At 70.4% G+C, this 20,916-nt stretch carries 20 protein-coding genes and 1 pseudogene; 11 read left to right on the top strand and 10 right to left on the bottom strand.

The window, feature by feature from the left end; all coding sequences use genetic code 11:
• Nucleotides 1–71: 71 nt before the first annotated feature.
• Both SPR02S_RS15610 and SPR02S_RS15605 read right to left on the bottom strand, forming a co-directional pair.
• Nucleotides 72–476 carry a hypothetical protein gene (locus tag SPR02S_RS15610; protein ID WP_026150571.1) on the bottom strand — a complete coding sequence of 135 codons (405 nt, stop codon included), beginning with the start codon at nucleotides 474–476 and terminating at the stop codon, nucleotides 72–74.
• Nucleotides 443–997: an alpha/beta hydrolase gene (locus tag SPR02S_RS15605; protein WP_026150570.1), complete on the bottom strand. Its 555-nt coding sequence runs from the start codon at nucleotides 995–997 to the stop codon at nucleotides 443–445. Before SPR02S_RS15605 ends, SPR02S_RS15610 begins: the two co-directional genes overlap by 34 nt.
• Nucleotides 998–1,197: 200 nt before the next feature.
• On the opposite strand from SPR02S_RS15605, the gene SPR02S_RS15600 reads away from it, so the two are divergent.
• Nucleotides 1,198–1,599, top strand: coding sequence for a hypothetical protein (locus SPR02S_RS15600; RefSeq protein WP_026150569.1), 402 nt, complete (start codon nucleotides 1,198–1,200; stop codon nucleotides 1,597–1,599).
• Nucleotides 1,600–1,790: 191 nt separating this feature from the next.
• Here SPR02S_RS15600 and SPR02S_RS15595 read toward each other — a convergent pair whose 3' ends face one another.
• A complete protein-coding gene (locus tag SPR02S_RS15595; protein ID WP_019057909.1) occupies nucleotides 1,791–2,363 on the bottom strand; it encodes a dihydrofolate reductase family protein in 573 nt (190 codons plus the stop codon).
• 179 nt (nucleotides 2,364–2,542) lie between these two features.
• On the opposite strand from SPR02S_RS15595, the gene SPR02S_RS15590 reads away from it, so the two are divergent.
• Entirely contained in the window at nucleotides 2,543–3,274 is a 732-nt protein-coding gene (locus SPR02S_RS15590) for an MgtC/SapB family protein (RefSeq protein WP_019057908.1), read from the top strand.
• A gap of 241 nt (nucleotides 3,275–3,515) precedes the next feature.
• Nucleotides 3,516–4,238, top strand: coding sequence for a dienelactone hydrolase family protein (locus tag SPR02S_RS15585; protein ID WP_026150568.1), 723 nt, complete (start codon nucleotides 3,516–3,518; stop codon nucleotides 4,236–4,238).
• 139 nt (nucleotides 4,239–4,377) lie between these two features.
• On the opposite strand, the gene SPR02S_RS65710 is transcribed toward SPR02S_RS15585, so the two are convergent.
• Nucleotides 4,378–4,503: a hypothetical protein gene (locus tag SPR02S_RS65710; RefSeq protein ID WP_281169881.1), complete on the bottom strand. Its 126-nt coding sequence runs from the start codon at nucleotides 4,501–4,503 to the stop codon at nucleotides 4,378–4,380.
• 59 nt (nucleotides 4,504–4,562) lie between these two features.
• On the opposite strand from SPR02S_RS65710, the pseudogene SPR02S_RS63115 reads away from it, so the two are divergent.
• Nucleotides 4,563–4,758: pseudogene (locus SPR02S_RS63115) on the top strand (DUF2975 domain-containing protein); the annotation flags it as partial.
• Nucleotides 4,758–4,991: a helix-turn-helix domain-containing protein gene (locus tag SPR02S_RS63110; protein ID WP_026150567.1), complete on the top strand. Its 234-nt coding sequence runs from the start codon at nucleotides 4,758–4,760 to the stop codon at nucleotides 4,989–4,991. The pseudogene SPR02S_RS63115 and the gene SPR02S_RS63110, both read left to right, overlap by 1 nt.
• A gap of 287 nt (nucleotides 4,992–5,278) precedes the next feature.
• Here the strand turns inward: SPR02S_RS63110 and SPR02S_RS15570 are convergent, their stop codons facing one another.
• From SPR02S_RS15570 to SPR02S_RS15555, 4 genes are read right to left on the bottom strand one after another with little or no spacing between them, the layout of a single operon-like run.
• Nucleotides 5,279–6,373 (bottom strand): iron-siderophore ABC transporter substrate-binding protein, encoded by a 1,095-nt coding sequence (locus SPR02S_RS15570; protein ID WP_019057904.1) that lies wholly within the window; start codon nucleotides 6,371–6,373, stop codon nucleotides 5,279–5,281.
• Nucleotides 6,374–6,399: 26 nt separating this feature from the next.
• Entirely contained in the window at nucleotides 6,400–7,209 is an 810-nt protein-coding gene (locus SPR02S_RS15565) for an ABC transporter ATP-binding protein (protein ID WP_019057903.1), read from the bottom strand.
• 53 nt (nucleotides 7,210–7,262) lie between these two features.
• Nucleotides 7,263–8,315: a FecCD family ABC transporter permease gene (locus SPR02S_RS15560; protein ID WP_026150566.1), complete on the bottom strand. Its 1,053-nt coding sequence runs from the start codon at nucleotides 8,313–8,315 to the stop codon at nucleotides 7,263–7,265.
• Between the two features lie 14 nt (nucleotides 8,316–8,329).
• A complete protein-coding gene (locus SPR02S_RS15555) occupies nucleotides 8,330–9,361 on the bottom strand; it encodes a FecCD family ABC transporter permease (RefSeq protein WP_052346984.1) in 1,032 nt (343 codons plus the stop codon).
• Between the two features lie 500 nt (nucleotides 9,362–9,861).
• On the opposite strand from SPR02S_RS15555, the gene SPR02S_RS15550 reads away from it, so the two are divergent.
• Nucleotides 9,862–10,692, top strand: coding sequence for a serine hydrolase (locus SPR02S_RS15550; protein ID WP_019057900.1), 831 nt, complete (start codon nucleotides 9,862–9,864; stop codon nucleotides 10,690–10,692).
• Between the two features lie 188 nt (nucleotides 10,693–10,880).
• Here the strand turns inward: SPR02S_RS15550 and SPR02S_RS15545 are convergent, their stop codons facing one another.
• Nucleotides 10,881–12,620, bottom strand: coding sequence for a SulP family inorganic anion transporter (locus tag SPR02S_RS15545; protein WP_019057899.1), 1,740 nt, complete (start codon nucleotides 12,618–12,620; stop codon nucleotides 10,881–10,883).
• Nucleotides 12,621–12,641: 21 nt separating this feature from the next.
• The gene (gene ppk2 / locus SPR02S_RS15540) at nucleotides 12,642–13,445 is read right to left on the bottom strand and encodes a polyphosphate kinase 2 (protein ID WP_019057898.1); all 804 of its coding nucleotides are present in this window, start codon (nucleotides 13,443–13,445) and stop codon (nucleotides 12,642–12,644) included.
• A gap of 157 nt (nucleotides 13,446–13,602) precedes the next feature.
• Here ppk2 and SPR02S_RS15535 point away from each other — a divergent pair, with 157 nt between their 5' ends.
• From SPR02S_RS15535 to SPR02S_RS15515, 5 genes are all read left to right on the top strand, one after another.
• Nucleotides 13,603–13,968 carry a four-helix bundle copper-binding protein gene (locus tag SPR02S_RS15535; RefSeq protein WP_306305732.1) on the top strand — a complete coding sequence of 122 codons (366 nt, stop codon included), beginning with the start codon at nucleotides 13,603–13,605 and terminating at the stop codon, nucleotides 13,966–13,968.
• A 110-nt stretch (nucleotides 13,969–14,078) separates the two neighbouring features.
• A complete protein-coding gene (locus tag SPR02S_RS15530) occupies nucleotides 14,079–15,257 on the top strand; it encodes an acyl-CoA dehydrogenase family protein (protein ID WP_019057896.1) in 1,179 nt (392 codons plus the stop codon).
• A gap of 220 nt (nucleotides 15,258–15,477) precedes the next feature.
• Complete coding sequence (locus SPR02S_RS15525) at nucleotides 15,478–16,395, top strand: endo-beta-N-acetylglucosaminidase H (RefSeq protein WP_026150562.1); 918 nt, start codon at nucleotides 15,478–15,480, stop codon at nucleotides 16,393–16,395.
• Nucleotides 16,396–16,967: 572 nt separating this feature from the next.
• The gene (locus SPR02S_RS15520) at nucleotides 16,968–19,229 is read left to right on the top strand and encodes a serine/threonine-protein kinase (protein ID WP_019057894.1); all 2,262 of its coding nucleotides are present in this window, start codon (nucleotides 16,968–16,970) and stop codon (nucleotides 19,227–19,229) included.
• Between the two features lie 58 nt (nucleotides 19,230–19,287).
• Nucleotides 19,288–20,859, top strand: coding sequence for a phytoene desaturase family protein (locus tag SPR02S_RS15515; RefSeq protein ID WP_019057893.1), 1,572 nt, complete (start codon nucleotides 19,288–19,290; stop codon nucleotides 20,857–20,859).
• Nucleotides 20,860–20,916 lie beyond the last annotated feature (57 nt).

Here is a 20,916-nt window from a genome sequence, read left to right as displayed (position 1 = left end):
CTGCTGCTTGGTTCGGCCCTTGCGGGGGTCGGTCGGCCGTCACTTCTCGCCCTCCTCGTCTGCCGGAACGGTCAGGAGAGGGAGGACTGGAAGAAGTCGAGAACGGTGGTTCGCTGCTTCTTGATCGACTCCGCGGGATCGATGGTGCCGATGGCACCGACCCAGTGGCCGGCCTTCAGCCCCAGCGGCTTGGCCAGTTGCGGGAGAATGACCTGCATGTCGGTGAAACTCTGGTGCTGCGCATGCGCCAGCACGGCGTAGTGCTTGGGTGCCTTCTGGTTCTTCCAGAACAGGCCCCAGGTCGGGTCGAGATCGGTGAACGGCGAGTGGCCGACGACCTTTCCCGACTTGGCCTTGTCCTGCCTGCCGTACAAGAAGAACGGCCCGTCGACACCACGCTCGGCGACATCGCCGTATTCGGTGAACAATTGGCCGTCCAGGTTCATACCGGCGTCGATCCGCTTGTCCTGGAGCATGGCCTCAGCGGCGGTGAAACCACCGAAGGAGTGCCCGAACATGCCGACTTTGTCGAGATTCGACCGTCAGGAAACTCCACGGTGGTCTCGTACGTGTGATCCATGGTGACGACCACATAGCCGTGCGACGCCAGGTCCTGCACGAGGACCGTCCCGGACTCCCGCTGTCCGCCGAGCCCGGGCGAGTACAGGACCGCCGGCCACTTGCCGGCCAGCTGCGGTGCGCCGACGTGCCCGAACGTCTTCGCACCGGCCCAGTCCACGGCACCCTTGGGCACCCCGGCCGGGGCCACCATCGTGTCGACGGCCCCCTGCGCACCGGCCGAGATCCACGGCTGCCGCGGATAACGTTGCGCGTCCTTGGCCGGATACCAGACGCTGATCATGGTTTCCCGCTTGCGGTCGGGCTTCCAGGGATCGTGCCGCTTCTCATCCACCAGGTGGATCTCCTTGGTCCCCACCGCATATTTCCCGGTGGGCGCCGGAAGCGTGAAATCCGCCTTCTGCGCCATCTCCGCCATCTTCGTGCTGCTCTCCTCGGGGCTTTCGGCACTCTTTTCAGTGCCGCCCCCGCCGCCTCCGCACCCGGCCAGGAGTGCGGCGCTCACCACCACGGCCAGTGCCTTCGTCAGGAGGGGTGCCTTCGAGAGTTTCCTATGCCCGTCGCGGGAGGATCTCCGCAAGAGTGTGGGTTATGGCCTACGTGGGGAAGAGGGGCTGGATGAGCGTGGTGTGGGCGGCGACGTCGCCGGAATCGGGACGGTTCCATCCGGTGGAGAGGCGTTCAGAGGCGAAGGATCTGGCAGACCGCTTCAACGACCTGCGTTCCCGTGGTCAGGGGTACGTCGAGGTCCGGTCGCCCAACAGGGATTTCCCGGTGCTGACCCTGGCCTTCCGGGATGATCACGCGGTCGTCCACCTGATGAGTGACACAGGGCGGATGTCTCTGCTTGCAGGAGACGGCACCGTGCCCTCGGGTGTCGAGGTCGAAGTCCCGATCATGGACGACCTCGCCGCGTTCACGGGCGACTTTGTCCTGGATGTCGATCGGGCGTGGAACCTGATGCACGACTTCATGCGGACGCGGGCGGCCGAACCTCTGGGTGAATGGCGTGAGTTGTAGCCAAAGGCTCGTGCGGCGATCATGATCGGCGCCTTTTCGGGCGCCTCCAGCAGGCGTGGCCGGCCGGGGCGCCCGCCCACGGGCGGGATGCCGAAGTCGGCTCCCCGCCGCTGATCCAGCCGGCGGCGGTCCAGGCCCCACCGGCGGGCGCTGCCCTGACTGTTCGTGGGGGTGTGCGCGACAGCGCGGAGTCAGCGGACGACGTCAAGGACGTTCAACTGCAGCCCGTTGGCGTACGCGGCATGCTCGACCAGCTTCAGTTTCTGGGTGTCCTTGTCGGTGGCGGGGAACAGACGCTTGCCCGCGCCGAGCAGCAGTGGGAAGGCCAGCAGGTGGTAGCGGTCGATCAGACCGGCGTCCGCGAGGCCGTGGTTGAGGTCCGCGCTGCCGTGGACGATGATCGGGCCGCCCTCGGTCTCCTTGAGAGCGGCGACCTCGTCGAGGTCGCGCAGGATGGTGGTCTCGCCCCAGTTCGACACGAGCCGGTCGTCGGTGAGCGTGGTGGAGACGACGTACTTCGGCAGCGTCTTGTAGTGCGCGAACTCTTCCATGTCGGGCCACACCGGGCTGAACGCCTCGTAACTGGCCCGGCCCATCAGCATCGCGGTGGACTCCTCCTGCTCACGCCCCTTGATGTCGAACGCCTCAAGCAGGAACTCGACCTCCTTGAAGGTCCAGCCGGAGTTGCGGTAGCCGGGTTCGCCGCCGGGGGCCTCCATGACGCCGTCGAGGGAGATGAAGGCGGTGCTGATCAGGGTGCGCATGGCGGTTCCTCGGGTGTCGGTGTGCGTGCGGGCCGGTGTGCGTGTCACTCCAGGATCCAACCGACAAATAATATTGTCAAGGAGGGGGAAGTTGTCGGTCGGGAAGTTGTCAGGTGGGCATGGTTCCGGCCTGCCGGGTAGAGGCACTGTCGGGCAAGGAGCCGTAAGGGAGGTGCCGGGTGGCCGGACTCGCGGTCCCGTTGTGGGACGTGGGCAATGGGCAGGGGCTGCGTCAACTCGCCGAGCTGGGGCTGGCGTTGCTGCTGTCGACCCTGATCGGCTGGGAGCGGGCGGCGCAGCAGAAGAGTGCCGGGCTGCGCACGCACACGCTGGTCGGGATCGCCAGCGCGCTGATGATGGAGGTCTCCCAGCACGGCTTCACCAACGTCCTCGGCCTGGACAATGTCTCCTTCGACCCGTCCCGCGTGGCAGCCCAGATCGTCTCCGGGATCGGGTTCATCGGCGGCGGCCTGATCTTCGTACGACGGGACGCGGTACGAGGGCTGACGACCGCCGCCACCATCTGGCTCACCTGCGCGGTGGGCATGGCCTGCGGTGGCGGCCTGCCGATCCTCGCGCTGGCCACCACCGCCGTGCACTTCCTCGTCGTACGCGGATATCCGCTGGTCTTCGCGCACATGATGCCCGGTGCCGATCCGGCGACGTTCGAGGTACGGCTGACCTATCGGACCGGTACGGCGTTGCTGCCGCAGTTGATGGAGACGTGCACGCGGCGGGGTTTTCGTATTCAGGAGGTCAAGGTCGACCGGTTGCCCGAGCGTGCCGATCCGGCCGCGCGGGTGCTGCTGCGGCTGGAAGGGGCGGCCGACGCGGGTCAGTTGACGTCCGAACTGTTCCAGAACGACGGCGTGACGGAGGTCGAGCTGGCCGCCGCCGGCGACGAGGAGTAGGACCGTGTCCTCTGTGCGCGGCGGCATCCCGTGTGAGGTGGGGCGGTGCCGGTCACGGAGCCGCCGCGAAAACCTGTTGGTGTGCCACGGCGACCACTGCTAACTTGCGGGAGGCCGTGCGAGAGAACGAGGAGGTGGTACCCGTGAACACATCAACCACATGGGTGCTCTCCTCCGGGGTCACGGTCGGGCGATAGGTCGTCCGGGAGCGCCGTTCTGAGCCCTCCCGAAAGGCATGACCATGCACTTCACTTCCGAGCAGCGCCTCGACGACGGCGTCCTCGAACGCGAATTCACCCTCGGCGAGATCCCCGGCACCCTGTGGACGCCCGACTCCACCGCACCGGCCCCGCTGATCGTGATCGCCCACAACAACGGCCTGCCCAAGGCGCAGTCCAGGCTGGTGGCCCGGGCCCGGGCCACCGCGGCGGCCGGCTACGCAGCGGTCACCATCGACGCCGCCGGCTGCGGTGACCGGCCCCGTTCCGCCGCCGACGTACAGCTTCGCGCCGACCTCGGCCGGGCGATGCGGGCCGGTGAGCCGACCGACGAGATCTTCGAGTCCCTGGTCGGCCCGCTGGTCGAGAACGCGGCCCCGGAATGGCGGACCACGCTGGACGCAGTCCTCGCGCTGCCCGAGATCGGCGGCCCGGTCGGGTACTCGGGCTGGACCGCCCTCGGCATCCGCCTCGCGGTGACCGACCCGCGCATCACGGCCGCCGGCTTCTTCGCCGGGGGGTTTGTGCCCCGCGCCCAGCGCGAGGAGGCCAAGCAGGTCACCATTCCGCTGCTGCTCCTGCTGCAGTGGGACGACGAAGGCAACCCCCGGCAGCGGGCCCTGGACCTGTTCGACGCCTTCGGCACCAAGGAGAAGACACTGCACGCCAATCTGGGCGGCCACACCGGCACCCCGTGGTTCGAGGCGGAGGACGCTTTCCGGTTCTACGGCAGGCACCTGAAGTAGGGCCTGCCCGCCAGGCGAGCGACTCGATCACCAACCCCGGCTGGGCCGGGGTTGGTGGCCGGCAAGCTCGATAGTGGGTGCGCATTGAAGATCACTACTCCGAACTGGTGCTCGTCCACACCCGCGCCCTGCAGAAGACCTAGGGCAGGACCCGGAACTCGGCGGTGGAAATGTCGGCGGCGAAGGCGGCCTGGCCGTCCTTGCTGAGGTACAGGTCGGTGCCGGTCGTGCCGTCGGCCTTCGTGTACGGCACGGGCACGCTCACCCGGATAACGCAACGGCCAGGGAGGTGACTTCTGTTGGGGAGGTCAAAGGTCATGCGGGTGGTTCGCGGTCACGGCCGTCAACGCGCCGGGCCAGCGGGACGATCCCGGCGTGACCCTCATCATGGGCGGAGTCGGCGTGGCCATCCTGGGCGTCGCGCTCATCGTGCTCGTGCTGCGGATGCTGCTCGTCCAGGCCGTCGCGCGCGACGCCGAAGCGGCGCAGATGCAGGCCGAGTTTGGACGAGGTGATCTGATGCCGATCGCCGTCGACATCGACGTGATGCCGGCCAGGCGGAAAATGTCAGTGGGCGAACTCGCCGACCGGGTGGGGATCACACCCGCCAACCTGGCGGTGCTCAAGAACGGCCGCGCCAAGGCGGTGCGCTTCGCGACGCTCGCGGCGCTCTGCGAGGTGCTCGAGTGCCAGCCGGGGGACCTGTTGCGCTGGGAGTCTGATGTCGAGGTCGAGGCTGCGGCGGGCGGATGACGTGCACATCCGACTTCATGGAGGGCTCGACCCGACTTCTTGGAGGGCTCGACCCGACTTCTTGGAGGGCTCGACGCCTCGCGTTCCGGTCGGTCCGCGCGGTAGACCGTGCCTGCCGACGCGACCTCGCCCATCCCGCCCGGCCTTGACCAACTCCGTGAGCATCCCGACCTTGACCACCCCTTGAGCATCCCGGCCGTGACAGACTCCGCGAGCCTCCCGGGGCCGTGCTCGACCCTCATGGAGGTCCGGGCCACGCTCCGAGACGGTGTGGCCCGGACCGCCGGTCAGCTCGTCTGCGTCTGCGTCTGCGTCAGCGCCTTCGCGAAGAGCGGGACAACGTGTTCCAGCGCGTACCCGACCGACAGGACCGTGTTCGTGGCGAAGGCCTGGCTCAGGTTCGGGTCGTCGAAGACGACCGAGTGGCCCGTCTTCACCGCGGGCAGGGACTTGTACAGCGGATCGGACGTGATCTTCGTGGCCTTGACGCCGATCGGTGCCATCACGATCAGGTCGGCGTCCAGCAGTTCCAGGTTCTCCTCGGAGACCGGGACGGAGAACGCGGATCCCGCCTTGGCGTCGACCTTCGGGTTGTTGCGGAAACCGAGTGCCTGGACGAAGTCGATGCGGGCCGTGCCCTTGACGTAGGCGCCCCAGCCGCTGGAGGTGCGGGACCCGACCGTGATGGTCCTGTCCTTGAACTCGGGGTGGGCCTTGGCGGCGGCCGCGGACTTCGCCTCCGTATCGGAGATCAGCTTCTTGCCCTCGGCGCCGAGACCCAGCGCCTGCGCGACCATCGTGGTCTGCCGCTGCCACGAGATCTTGTACTGGTCTCCGCCCTTCGGTACCCCGATGGTCGGGGCGATCTTGCTCAGGATGTCGTAACGCGTCTGGTCGCCACTGGACTTGACGTCCAGGATGAGGTCGGGCTTGAGCGCCGCGATCTTCTCGTACTCGGGCTCCAGAGTGCCGATCTTCTCGGGGCTCTTGTCGTACATCCCCTTGGCCCAGGGGCCCACGCCGTCGCCGCCGAAGGCGAGCCAGTCGCTCTCGCCGACCGGCTGCACGCCGAGCGCGAGGGCGGTCTCGGCGTCGCCCCAGCCCAGTGCCACCACCCGCTTGGGCTGCGAACTCACCGTGCCGGTACCGAACTTGGTGGCGACCTTCGCGGGGAAGGCCCCGGCGGACGAGGACGTCGAGGACTGCGCGGCGGACGCGGAGTCGGCGTCGTCCGAGGAGGAGCCGCAGGCGGCGACGGTGCCCAGCAGCGCCAGGACGAGGGCACCGGTCAGCGTGCGCCGGGTTCTGCGCGTGCGGAGCGCGGAGCGAAGGGGGGAAAGGTGCGGGGCGGGAGAATGGGGGGACTTGGTGTCCGGGGACATGGTGGCTCTTTCTGTGCGGTACGTCGTCAGGCGGGCGGCGTGACGTGGTGGCGGCCGAGGGGGACGACCATCGGCGTTCCGGACGCCGGGTCGGGAATGACCGCCGAGCGGAGTCCGAAGACCTCGTGGACAAGTGATGCGGTGACGATGTCGCCGGGAGGCCCCTCGGCGACGATGCGGCCTGCCTTCATCGCGATCAGGTGATCGGCGTAGCGGCAGGCGAGGTTGAGGTCGTGCAGGACCAGGGCGAGGGTGACGCCCCGGGCCCGGTTGAGGTCGGTGAGCAGGTCCAGGACGTCGAGTTGGTGGCTGATGTCGAGGTAGGTGGTCGGCTCGTCGAGGAGGAGTACGTCGGTCTCCTGGGCCAGTGCCATGGCGATCCATACGCGCTGGCGCTGTCCGCCGGAGAGTTCGTCGACGGATCGGTCGGCGAGGTCGAGGACGTCCGTCGCGAGCATCGCGGCGGCGACGGCCTCGTCGTCGGCCCGCGTCCAGCGGCGGAACCAGCCCTGGTGCGGGTAGCGGCCCCGGCCGACGAGGTCGGCGACGACGATGGCGTCGGGTGCCACCGGTGACTGCGGCAGGACACCGAGCGTGGCGGCGACCTCTTTCGTCGGCGTCCGGTGGATGTCGCGCCCGTCGAGCAGGACGGACCCCGCGAGGGGCGGCAGCAGGCGGGCCAGCGCGCGCAACAGGGTGGACTTTCCACAGGCGTTGGGGCCTACGACGACCGTGATCCGACCGGGCGGCAGGGCGAGGTCGAGACGGGAGACGATCTCGCGCTCGCCGTAGCCGAGGCTCAACTGCCTTGCCTGGAGCGTGTGGGAGGAGGTCATCGTCTTTTCCTTGTCGGTGCCGGGTGAGCGGGGGAGATCGGCTGGGCGCACGGTCAGCCGCCCTGTCCGACGCGGTTGGCACGCGCGAGCAGCCAGAGCAGATACGGCGCTCCGACGACGCCGGTGACGAGTCCGACCGGCAACTGCGTGTGCGGCAGGGCGTGTTGACCGGCGAGGTCGGCCAGCCCGACCAACGCGGAGCCGGTGAGCGCGGCAGGCAGCAGGGCCGCACCGTGTCCGGGCAGCAGGCGCCGGGCGATGGGCGGGCTGACGAACGCCACGAACCCGACCGGGCCCGCGGCGGCCGTCGCCACTCCGGCGAGCGCGGTGGCGCAGCCGAGCAGGACGAGCCGGTCGCGTTCCACCCGGGCCCCGAGGCCCGCCGCCGTGCCGTCGCCCAACTGGAGGGCGGGCAGGGCCCGGGAGCCGAGAAGGGTGAGCGGCGCGAGCACGACCACAGCACCGAACAGGGGCCAGAACTGCGGCCAGGAACGGCCGTTGAGGCTGCCCGCCAGCCAGACGAAGGCGCTCTGTGCCTCCGTGACCTCCGAGCGCGTCATCAGGTACGACACGATGCTCGACAGGCCGGTGCCCACGCCCACGCCGATCAGTACGAGGCGTTGGCCGTTGATGCCGCGCCGCCAGGCCAGCAGATAGACGCCGGCCCCTGCCGCCAGGGCGCCGACCAGGGCCGTACCCGAGAGCGCGATGCCGCTGACGCCGTAGACCATCGAGGCCGGCACGGCGGCAGCGGCGGCGCCCGAGCTGACGCCGATGACGTCCGGGCTGGCCAGCGGATTGCGCAGCAGGGCCTGGAACACGGCCCCCGACAGACCGAAGGCGAACCCGACCAACAGGGCCAACAGGGCGCGCGGCAGGCGCAGTTCGACGACGACGAACCGGCTTCCGGCGTCGCCCCCGCCGAGCAGCGTGTCCCAGACGTCCCCCACCGGCAGCGCGATGTCACCGGTGCAGAGCGAGACCAGCAGGGCCGTCAGGACGGCGAGGAGGAGGACGAGGCAGACCGCGCCGAAGCCGCGCCGGCGGTGCCGTCGCAGCCGCCCGAGACGAGCTGCCGCCTCTGCCGCGGTTGGCTGTTCCGCCATCGTGTCGAGGCCGTTCACAGGGCGGCCCGTGCGGAGCGGCGGACGAGGAGGATGAAGGGGACGCAGCCCAGGGCCGCGGTCACCACGCCGACCTGGACCTCGCCGGGCCGCGCCACGACGCGTCCGACGACGTCCGCGAGCAGCAACAGGGTCGGCGCGAGCAAGGCGCTGTACGGCAGGATCCAGCGGTAGTCCGGCCCGGTGACCAGCCGCGCGGCGTGCGGCACGGCCAGGCCCACGAAGCCGAGCGGGCCGGCCACGGCGGTCGCGGCCCCGCACAGCAGAACGACCGAGGCGGCGCCCAACACCCGTGTGGTGGACAGCCGTTGGCCCAGTCCGCGGGCCACGTCGTCGCCGAGGGCGAGCCCGTTCAGCCGGGGCCCCATGGCGTTGGCCAGGAGACCGCCGACGACGACGAACGGCAGCGCCTGCCGCAGGACATCGATGTCACGGCCGCCCAGCGCACCCACCTGCCAGAACCGGAACTGGTCGAAGGTCTGGCTGTCGGTGAGGAGCATGGCGCTGGTCATGGAGGAGAGCACGGCCGTGGTGGCGGCGCCGGCGAGTGCCAGCTTCACCGGTGTCGCTCCCTCGCGGCCGAGGCTTCCGATCCCGTACACGAGCACGGTGGCGAGACAGGCGCCGAGGAAACCGAACCAGATGTACTGGCCGGGCTCGGTCAGCGACAGGACGCTGATGGCGAAGACCACGAACACGGCCGCGCCCGCGTTGACGCCGAGCAGACCTGGATCGGCGAGCGGATTGCGCGTCAGCCCCTGGATCACGGTGCCGGCGAGCCCCAGGGCCACACCGGCCAGCAGCCCTGCCAGGGTGCGCGGGAGCCGCACCTCCTGGATGACGAGCTGTCCCCGCACGGACCGGTCCGGAGTGAACACACCGTCGACGACGTCGTGCAGCGCGACGTGACCCGAACCCACCACCAGGCTCAGCCCCGTCGCGGCGACCAACAGCAGGGCGAGGAGGGCGAGTCCCGTGCCGAGCACGATCGTGCGCCGAGGCCGCGCTACGCCCTTCCCGGGTCTCAGCCCTCGCGGTGCGGACCCCGTCAGGACGCTCACGGACGACCTGACAGGCGAGACGCGGGGATGGCGGGCGGCAGGCGCATGGGGATCCTTGGGAGGGGAGGCTCGGAGTGTTCGCCGGAGCGCCCGCCGTGTCAGGGGCCCGCCGCTGCGAACACGCACAACAAGAATCGGAGGAAGTACCTCCGCTAACTTAGGTAAGCCTAACCTACCCGACGTGTGCCGTCCGCCGGTTCGGGGGTCGTGAGGGGAGTGGCGTTCCTGATCGTCGCGGCCGTCGGACGCGGGGTGCCGATGGTGGCCGGGTCGGGCCGCCCCGGCCAGGTGCGGGCCGGTCCTGGAGTTGTGGCTATCTTCACAAATCAGGCAGTTGAGGCTTTTTCGTGGCACCGGTCACGTCACGGAACCGCTGCCTCGTCTACGTTCACAGGTCCGTGTCCCCGAACCGTTGAGGCCCCATGCCGTACCGCCCGAACCCCCGACCGACCACGCGGAACGCGAGGATGCCCGGCCGACGCGGCAGGCGTGCCGGCTTCTGCGCGGCGCTTCTCACCGGATTCGTGACCAGCCTGGTCACGGTCGGTGGGGTCGGTCCGGCCGCGGCAGCCGCCACCGGGACGCCGGCGGCTGCGCGGAGCGCGGCGCGTGTGACGACTGCCGTGCTGGACCTGGACCACCCCGACCGCAAACCGCAGGTCCGGGGCAGGAACGTCCCGTACGACACGGCCAGCATCATCAAGGTGGACATCCTCGCCACGCTGCTTCTCCAGGCGCAGGACGCCGGACACGGCCTCACTCAGCAGGAGCGCACCTGGGCCGAGGCGATGATCGAGCGCAGCGACAACGACGCGGCGAACGCGCTCTGGCGGCGGATCGGCCTGGCGCCCGGTCTCGAGGCGGTGAACAAGCGCCTCGGGCTGTCCTCGACCGTGGGCGGGACCGGCGGCAAGTGGGGACTCACGCGCACCACGGTGACCGACCAGATCCGCCTGCTGCGCGCGGTGTTCGCCGACGCCGGGACCTCGTCCGCGAGCGAGCCCGCGCTGACCACGGCGTCCCGGAACCACATCCGTACGCTGATGACTCGCATCGCCGCCGGACAGTCGTGGGGCGTCTCGGCGGCCTCCGACTCCGGGTGGGCGCTCAAGAACGGCTGGCTGCAACGCAGCACCACCGGCCTGTGGGACATCAACAGCGTCGGACGGGTCACCTCGGGAGCACACCACTACCTCGTCGCGGTCCTCTCCGACGGCAACACGTCGATGACAGGCGGCATAGCCACGGTCGAACAAGCGGCCCGCACCGCGGTCACCTCGGCACGAGCGGCCGGCTGACGCCGGTACACGACGGCACGCCTCCTTCATCTGCCCACCCGCTTCGCGCCGCGCGCCCCAGATCCCCGACAGGCGCGGCGACCGCCGCTCGGCGACGCGGCCACGCCGGCCTCCCGACGCTCGGCGAAACCGTCGACCGACAGTCCCTCGCGTCCACGTGGCCATTGCCTCCACGCCGAGAACGGGCGCTACGTCACCGACCCCGCCGCCCCCTGATCAGGCGCACCGCTCCACTCCCGATACGCGGCCACGGCCGTGGGCAAGGTCGGGAAGATGTGGTCCGTGCCGACGGACTCCACCAGCCCGTACGCCACCAGATCGTCGAGGAGGTCCTGTTTGACCCGGGCGAGGGCGAACACGACGCCCCGGTGGGCGAGTTCGCGCCGGAGTTCGTCGACCGCGTCCAGCGCGGTGATGTCCACCTCGACATTGGCCTCGGCGTTGAGGACGAACCAGCGTACGGGGACGGCCTGTTGGGCTACGGCGGCCAGGGCGCGGCGGCGGAAGTTCTCCGCGTTGGCGAAGAAGAGCGGCGAGTCGTAGCGGTAGACGAGCAGGCCGGGGATCGTGCGGGCCTGCGGATAGTCGTCCACGTCGTGCATGCCGGCTACCCCGGGGACCAGGCCCTCGACGGCGTCGTGCGGACGGGCCACCCGCGTGAGGAGTTCGGCCACCGACAGGCCTACGGCGACGATCACGCCGTAGAGGATGTCCAGGGCCAGTACTCCGGTCAAGCAGCCGAGGGCGAGCAGGAGTTCGCGGCGGCGGAAGGTCGCCAGGCGGTGGAAGCCGGACAGGTCGATCATGCGGACTGCCGCGTAGACGACGAGGGCGCCGAGGACCGCCGAGGGGGTGCGCGACAGCAGGGGGCTCAGGAAGAGCAGGACGGCCAGGACGACCGCTCCGGCGATCAGTGAGTACGCCTGGCTGCGGGCGCCCGCCGAGGAGGCCAGCGCGGTGCGGCTGGCGCTGCTGCTCACCGGGAAGCCGTGGAGGACGCCGGCGCCGAGATTGGCCGCGCCCAGCGCCAGGAACTCCTGGTCGGCGTCGAGCCCGGGGCCGTCATCGTCACCGCCGGTGAAGGCCCGCGCGGTGAGGATGAAGTCGGTGTACGCGACGAGCAGGACGCCGAGGGCGGGCAGTACCAGGTGGGGGAGTTGGGTGAGGTCGGGCAGGCCGAGCGTGGGAAGTCCCGCCGGGACGTGGCCGATCACCTTGATGCCGTAGCGGTCGTCGAGGTTGAAGACGGCTACGGCCGCCGTGCCCAGCACCACGGCCAGCAGCGGGCCGGGCACCATCCGGGACATGCGGGCCACCGTGAACAGGAACGTGAGCATGACGGCGGCGAACAGGAGTGTGGGCGTGTGGAGTTGGCTCAAGTGCCTTAGGAACGACCAGAGTTGGGGGAAGAAGGCCGAGCCTGTCGTCGACACCCCGGTGAGCTTGGGCAGTTGGTCCACGATCATGATCAGGGCCACGCCCGCCAAGTAGCCGATCAGGACCGGGCGGGAGAGGAGATCGGCGACGAAGCCGAGCCGTACCGCCCATGCGACGAGGTAGAGCAGGCCGACCGTGACCGCGAGAGCGGCGGCGAGGGTGGCGTAGCGGGCCGGGTCGCCTGCGGCGAGCGGGCCTACGACCGTCGCCGTCATCAGCGCGGTCGTCGATTCGGGGCCGACCGAGAGCAGCCGGGACGAGCCCAGGACGGCGTACAGGGCGAGCGCGGGGAGGATCGCCCACAGGCCGGCGACCGGCGGGAGGCCTGCCACCCCGGCGTACGCCATCACCTGCGGGACGAGGTACGCGGCCACCGTGACTCCGGCCAGCAGATCGCCGCGCAGCCATGAACGCCGGTATCCGGCCAGCGCGGCGATTCCGGGCGTCAGGCGCCGCCACTCCAGGGCGGGCCCGCCCGGGCTGGGGGACATGGTGCTCCTCGACCGACCGGCTCAGAGACTCGCCGCGTGGTCCGGGACGTACGTCTGCAGATCGCGCGGCGGGCGTTCGTAGCCGGTGGACGGCGGGCGCGGCGGGAGTTCGAGGACCGGGGGCGACACCTCGCGGTAGGGGAGCGAGCCGAGCAGGTGGGCGATCATGTTCAGCCGGGCCCGGCGCTTGTCGTCGCTCTCGACCACGTACCAGGGGGCCTCGGAGATGTCGGTGTGCACCAGCATCTCGTCCTTGGCCCGCGAGTAGTCCTCCCAGTGGGTGATGGACTCCAGGTCCATCGGCGAGAGCTTCCAGCGCCGCAGTGGATCCTCCAGCCGGCGCCGGAACCGGTCCTGCTGCACGGCGTCACTCACCGAGAACCAGTACTTGCGCAGCACGATCCCGTCCTCCACGAGCATCCGCTCGAAGATGGGGCACTGGCGCAGGAAGAGCTGGTACTCCTCCTTGGAGCAGAAGCCCATCACCCGCTCGACGCCGGCCCGGTTGTACCAGGAGCGGTCGAACAGCACGATCTCCCCGGCGGCCGGCAGATGCTCGACGTACCGCTGGAAGTACCACTGGGTGCGCTGGCGGTCGGTCGGCTTCGGCAGTGCGGCGATCCGGGCGACACGGGGGTTGAGGTGCTCGGCGACGCGCTTGATGGTGCCGCCCTTGCCCGCCGCGTCCCGCCCCTCGAAGACGATCACCAGCCGGGTGCCCTCGGCCCGTACCCACTCCTGGAGCTTCACCAACTCCGTCTGCAGACGCAGCAGTTCGGTCTCGTACTTCTCACGCGGCAGCTTTGTCGCCTTCTTGCCGGCCATGCCGCCTCAACCCCTCGATGACGTGCGCGGTTGTTCGTGTCCAAGGTCGAACACCTGGAGAGCACCGTACTGACCGCCGGGATCCCGCGCACCCCGGACGCCCGCCGTGCCCGGGTTTGCGATGGGCGCCTGCGGCAACCCGGACCGGGTGACAGCGATGACCACGCAGCAGGAGCTCGTCCGGTTTCTGGAGGACCGCTTCGCCTGCGCACAGGCCTGCACCGCGTGTGCGCGGGCCTGTGTGCTGCGCGTCAGCGGCTCCGATCCGGATGCCACCGACCACGAGGCACTCGTACGACGCAAGGCGCTGCTGTGCGCGGAGGTGTGCGACGCGACCTGCCGGATGCTGGCCGAGCAGAACCTCCAGGACGAGTCCGCCCTGCGCCTCCAGGCCAAGTGGTGCCTGCTCGTCTGCCTGGAGTGCGCACAGGTCCTCGACGCGCAGCCGGGAGCGGAGGCGGACGCGGAGGCGTGCCGGGAGTGCGCGCGGGCGTGCACGGAGTTCATGGCCACGCTGAACTGACCCGCATTTACGCCCACTTCAGGGGCATTGCCGTCTCGCCATTCCCTATTTCTGGAACACGTTCTACGGTGTGCGCCGTCAGGACCGGCCTTGGGGAGCCTGGAGGCGCCGTGCATCTCGAATACACGCCCGAGCAGCAGCGGCTGCGTACCGAACTGCGCGCCTACTTCGCCGAGTTGGTGCCCGACCACGCCTACTCCCGCTACGAGGACCCCGCCGCCCAGAAGCGCTTCTACCGCGAGACCATCCGCCGGCTCGGCACGGACGGCTGGCTCGGCGTCGGCTGGCCCGAGGAGTTCGGTGGGCGCGGGCTGACGCCGATGGAGCAGTTCATCTTCTTCGACGAGGCCGCGCAGGCGGGCGTACCGCTGCCGCTGATGGCGCTCAACACCGTCGGCCCGACGATCATGCAGTTCGGCACGGACGAACAGAAGGCGTACTTCCTCCCGAAGATCCTCTCCGGTGGGATCGACTTCGCGATCGGCTACAGCGAGCCGGAGGCGGGCACGGATCTGGCCGCGCTGAAGACGCGCGCTGTGCGTGAGGGCGACGAGTACGTCGTCAACGGGCAGAAGATCTGGACCACCAACGGCGACACCGCCGACTGGGTCTGGCTCGCTGTGCGCACCGATCCGGACGCCCCACCGCACAAGGGCATCACCATGCTCCTGGTGCCGACCGCCGACCCCGGCTACTCCTGCACGGTGATCAACACCCTCGCCTCGCACGACACCACCGCGAGCTACTACGAGAACATCCGCGTCCCCGTCACCCGACGCGTCGGCAAGGAGAACCAGGGCTGGCGCCTGATCACCAACCAGCTCAACCACGAACGCGTCACCCTCGCCGCCCACGGCACCATGGCGATCCGCGCCCTGCACGACGTCCAGCACTGGGCCATGGAGACCAAACTCGCCGACGGCCGCCGCGTCGTCGACCTCCCCTGGGTCCGCCGCCTCCTCGCCCGCACCCACGCGCGGCTCGACGCGATGAAACTCCTCAACTGGCAGATGGTGAACGCCGTCCAGGAAGGCACCCTTACCCCGCAGGACGCCTCCGCCGTCAAGGTCTACGGCTCCGAGGCCCGCCGGGACGCGTACGCCTGGCTCATGGAGATCGTCGCCGCGGCCGGCGCGCTGAAGGAGGGCTCGGCGGGCGTCGTCCTGCACGGCGAACTGGAACGCGGCTACCGCTCCGCCGTCATCTTCACCTTCGGTGGCGGCAACAACGAGATCCAGCGGGAGATCATCTCGTGGATCGGGCTGGGGATGCCGAGGGTGCGGCGTTAGCCCGTGGGTTCTGTCGGTCGCAGGCCTGGGACAGCGAGGAGTGTAGCTTTCCAGCAACTCCCTTGCCCGGATTCGGAGTTGCGGCGCGATTTGCGTGGAGTCTGGAAGGGTTCTCGCATGGTTCCGGGGATTCGGTCCCGGGAACGGAAGGGGCGGGGGAACCCACTCGGCGCTCGCGAGCAGGCGGGCGCCGCTCCATGCGATGGGAGACCGATCAACGATGTTCACTCCGGTACGGAGAAGAATACGGACGGCCGCGCTCGCGCTCTCGACCATGGCGGCCCTCGCCTTGGGCGCGACCGCCACGAACGGCGCGGCAGCGGCACCCGCCGCCGCGAAACAGGGACCGACCTCGGTGGCGTACGTCGAGGTGAACAACAACAGCATGCTGAACGTCGGCAAGTACACCCTCGCCAACGGCGGAGCCCAAGTCTTCGACGTCGCCGTGATCTTCGCGGCGAACATCAACTACGACGCGGGCACGAAGGCGGGGACCCTGTACTTCAACCCGAACGTGCAGAGCGTCCTCGACAACGCCGCCACGCAGATCCGACCGTTGCAGCAGAAGGGCATCAAGGTCGTCCTCTCGGTGCTCGGCAACCACCAGGGCTCCGGCTTCGCCAACTTCCCGTCCCAGCAGACGGCTTCGACGTTCGCGAAGCAGCTGTCGGACACCGTGACCAAGTACGGCCTCGACGGCATCGACTTCGACGACGAGTACGCCGACTACGGCAACAACGGCACCGCGCAGCCCAACGCCAGCTCGTTCGTGTACCTGGTGTCGGCACTGCGCGCCAACATGCCCGGCAAGATCATCAGCCTCTACAACATCGGCCCGGCCGCGTCGCGCCTGTCGTACGGCGGCGTCGACGTCACCTCCAAGTTCGACTACGCCTGGAACCCGTACTACGGCAGCTGGCAGGTCCCCGGCATCGCACTGCCCAAGTCGAAGCTGTCGCCGGCGGCCGTCCAGATCGGCGGCACCTCGCAGAGCACGGCCGCCTCCCTCGCCGCCCGCACGGTCAGCGAGGGGTACGGCGTCTTCCTGACGTACAACCTCGACGGCACCAACCGCAGCGCCGATGTCTCCGCGTTCACCAGGCAGCTGTACGGCAGTGACGCCCTCTACACGCCGTAGGGCGATCGCACTCCCCGGCGTCCGGTGCCCCCTCGGGGCTTGCCGCATCCCGTAGGGCCACGCCCCGGGCAGGCCGCGCTTCCGACAACGATGTCGGAGGCGCGGTCGCCGGAGGTGCCATGGCCTGCGCCGGCATCGGCGCAGGCCACGAACGTCGCCCGATGCCAACTGGCAGTCCTCGTCACACCGCAGGTGGTGCGCCGCTCCGCCCTCGCCCGCCGCGCACCCCTCCTCGTGCCAGCGCGCGAGGCGCTCCGACGGCGCGTGGAGCACCAGTCGTACGTCTCCCTGCCGCCGTACGCCCGTCAGTTCTACGGCAGACCAGCCCCGAGGCCCCGGCAAACCGACCCCCGCATCCACCACCGTCACCCGGCAACTCCACGCCATAGGCACCCTGTTGCGCTGAGTCCCCGCACATGTGCGTCGGCACCACCCGCCCAGGCGCGTCCTGTGTGCCGTGTCACGGCTCGGCCCGGCTCGCGGCCCGCCCCGTACAAAGTCGGACGATCGCTCGCCATACTGGACGAGCCAGGGGAGGGCGGGACGAACACTGACGGGGGCGATCGCGGGAGATGGGGGACAGCAGACTGATCCAGGACCGCTACCGGCTGCTCGATCTGATCGGGCGCGGCGGCATGGGCGAGGTGTGGCGTGCGCGGGACGAGTCGCTGGGGCGGCAGGTCGCCGTGAAGTGCCTCAAGCCGCTGAACCCGCACCACGACCAGTCGTTCACCCGCGTCCTGCGCGAGCGGTTCCGGCGGGAGGCCCGGGTGGCGGCCGGGCTGCAGCACCGCGGGGTGACCGTCGTCCACGACTTCGGCGAGTCCGACGGCGTCCTCTACCTGGTGATGGAGCTGCTCGACGGCCGCAATCTCAGCCAGCTCCTGGACGACAACGAGCAGCGGCCGCTGCCCGTCGGTGACGTCGTCGACGTCGCCGAGCAGGTCGCCTCCGCCCTCGCCTACTGCCACCAACAGGGCATCGTGCACCGGGACTTGAAGCCCGCGAACATCATGCGACTGACCGACGGCACGGTGAAGATCTGCGACTTCGGCATCGCCCGCCTCGGCGCCGACATCGGCTTCACCTCCCGGCTCACCGGTACCGGCATCGCGATGGGCACCCCGCACTACATGTCGCCGGAACAGATCAGCGGTACCGAGGTCGACCAGCGCAGCGACCTCTACTCCTTCGGCTGCGTGCTGTACGAACTCGCCACCGGGGCACCGCCGTTCGACCTCGGTGACGCCTGGGCGATCCTCATCGGACACCGCGACAACGCGCCCCGCCCGCCCCGCGCCGAGCGGCCCGAACTGCCCGAGTACCTGGAGAAGGCCATCCTCGACCTGCTGGCCAAGCTCCCGGAACAACGTCCGCACGATGCCCTTGAGTTGGGCCGCCGGATCACCTTGGGCCGTACGACACCCCTGTACGTACCGGCCGTTGTGACCCCGCAGCCCCAACTGCGCCCGTCCGGAGCGGTGTCCGAGCCCGGATCGGAGCCGGACGCCCGCGAGGAGCGCCTGCCGTCCTGGACGCGCGGGATGACCACCGGGCACAAGGCGACCGGCGCCGGACTGCGCACCACTCCACCGGACGCCGGAGCCGGACTCACCGGCGAGTGGATCGCCCGCCCGACCACCGGCCACGCCGAGGAAACCGTGCCGGAGTCACCGTCCGCACCGCCCACGGAGGTCCTCAACGCCCTGGCCGGACGCCACAACGCGGGCCTGAGCCTGGGGAGGTTGGGCCGCTGGGCGGAGGCCGGCGAGGTACACCGCGCGGTCGCCGCCGAACGGCAGCACCTGCTGGGCCCCGACCACCCCGACACCCTCGCCAGCCGCTACGAACTCGGCTTCACCCTCAGCCGCACCGGCCGCGCCGCCGACGCCCTGCACGAGTACACCCACGTCGCCCGGGCCAGGGAACGGGCGTTGGGCGCCGACCACGCCGACACACTCGCCGCCCGGCAGGAAATGGCGTACGTCCTGGGCCAGTTGGGCCGCCACTTCGACGCACACCAGGTGTACATCTCCGTACTCGCCGCCAGGGAACGCACGATGGGCCCCGACCACCCGGACACCCTGCGCTGCCGCCACAACCTCGCCTTCAACCTCAGCCGGCTCGGCCGCCTGGAGGACTCGTACCGCATGGCCTGCGAGGTCGCCGCCGCCCGTGCCCGGGTACTGGGCCCCAGCCACCCCGACACCCTGGTCACCCGCTACGAAGTGGCGTACGCGCTGGGCCAGTTGGGCCGCTGGCCGGAGGCCCTGCAGACCTACGGCGAGGTCGCCGAGGCCCGCGCCCAGGCACTCGGCCCCGACCACGCCGACACACTCGCCGCCCGCTACGAGGTCGGCATCAGCCTGGGCCGGCTCGGCCGCAGCGCCGACGCCCTCAAGCTCTACCGCGACCTGATCGACGACCGCACCCGCGTCCACGGCCCCGCCCACCCCGAGACCCTCCGCGCCCGCCACGGCCTCGGCGTCAACCTCGGCCGCCTCGGCCGCTGGGAGGAGGCCCTCGCCGAGTCCCGCGACGTGTGCGCGATCCGCGAGCGCGTCCTCGGCGCGGACCACACCGACACCCTGGTCAGCCGCCGCGAGGTCGCCGTGGGCCTCGGCTGGCTGGGCCGCTGGGCCGACGCCCTCACCGAGTACCGCCGGGTCGCCACCGCCCGCGAGCGCGTCCTGGGCCCGGACCACCCCGACACCCTCGCCAGCCGTAACGACGAGGCCCACTGCCTGGAACAGCTCGGCCGGTCGGCCGAGGCGGTCGAGCTGTACCGCCGGGTGGCGGCGCTACGGCAGGGGCGGGCGTCCGGCGGTCGCTGACGGCAGGGTGCCCGTCCCCCCTCTGGCCGACCTGGATCACCTCGTGTTACGAAGAACCATGCCTGCACACGAGGGACACGGACACCGGACGTACGACGCCGTCATCGTCGGCGGTGGCCACAACGGCCTGGTCGCCGCCGCCTACCTGGCCCGGGCCGGGCGCTCCGTGCTCGTCCTGGAACGCCTCGACGGCACCGGCGGCGCCGCCGTGTCGACGCGCCCGTTCGCCGGGGTCGACGCACGGCTGTCCCGGTACTCGTACCTGGTCAGCCTGCTGCCCAAGAAGATCGTGCGGGACCTCGGCCTCGACTTCCGCATTCGCGGGCGCACCATCTCGTCGTACACCCCCGTCGAACGCGACGGACGCCCCACCGGCCTCCTCGTCGGCGGCGGCGAGCGCCGCACCCGGGACGCCTTCGCCCGGCTGACCGGCGGCGACCGCGAATACGCGGCCTGGCAGCGGCTCTACGGCACGACCGGCCGCCTCGCGCAGCGGGTCTTCCCCACGCTCACCGAACCGCTGCCCAGCCGCGACGAACTGCGCCGGCGCGTGGACGACGAGGACGCCTGGCGGATGCTCTTCGAGGAGCCGATCGGTGTCGCGATCGAGGAGAACTTCACCGATGACCTGGTCCGGGGCGTCGTCCTCACCGACGCCCTCATCGGCACCTTCGCCGACGCCCACGACCCCTCGCTCGCGCAGAACCGCTGCTTCCTCTACCACGTCATCGGCGGCGGAACCGGCGCCTGGGACGTGCCGGTCGGCGGCATGGGCGCGCTCACCGACGCCCTGGCCACCGCCGCGCGTACCGCCGGTGCCGTACTCGCCACCGGGCACGAGGCCCTCCGTATCGACACGGACGGACGCGCCGCCGAGATCACCTACCGCACCGCCGACGGCGAAGGCGTCGTAGCCGCCCGGCACGTCCTCGTCGGCGCCTCCCCGCAGCAACTGGCCGCCCTCACCGGCGACGAGCCGCCCGCGCCCGCCGAAGGCGCCCAGCTCAAGGTGAACATGCTGCTCAAGCGGCTGCCCAGGCTCCGCGACACCTCCGTCGACCCGCGCGAGGCCTTCGCCGGCACCTTCCACATCGCCGAGGGCTACGACCAACTGGCCGCCGCCCACGCCCAGGCCGCGTCCGGTTCGCTGCCCGCCGCGCCGCCCTCCGAGATCTACTGCCACTCGCTCACCGACCCGAGCATCCTCGGGCGGGACCTCGTCGAGGACGGCTACCAGACCCTCACGCTCTTCGGTCTGCACACCCCGGCACGGCTGTTCGAGCGGGACAACGAGGCCGTACGCGACGAGCTGTTGAAGGCGACGCTGGCCCAGTTGGACAACCACCTCGCCGAACCCCTCGCGGACTGCCTGGCCACCGACGCGGACGGCCGCCCCTGCATCGAGGCGAAGACCCCGCTCGACCTGGAACGCGACCTCCGACTCCCCGGCGGCAACATCTTCCACCGCGAACTGACCTGGCCCTACGCCCAGGAGGACACCGGCCGTTGGGGCGTCGAGACCCGGCACGCGAACGTCCTGCTGTGCGGGGCGGGCGCGGTGCGCGGCGGGGGCGTGAGCGGGGTGCCGGGGCACAACGCGGCGATGGCGGTGCTGGAGGCGGGGGAGTGAGGTCCTCCGTCCGGCCCGTGCTCACGGCGTGATGGATCCAGCTGTCAGGAAAATCTG

The sequence above is a fragment of the Streptomyces prunicolor NBRC 13075 genome, assembly GCF_000367365.1.
Lineage (GTDB): Bacteria > Actinomycetota > Actinomycetes > Streptomycetales > Streptomycetaceae > Streptomyces > Streptomyces prunicolor.
This window is presented reverse-complemented; position numbering and strand designations above follow the sequence as displayed.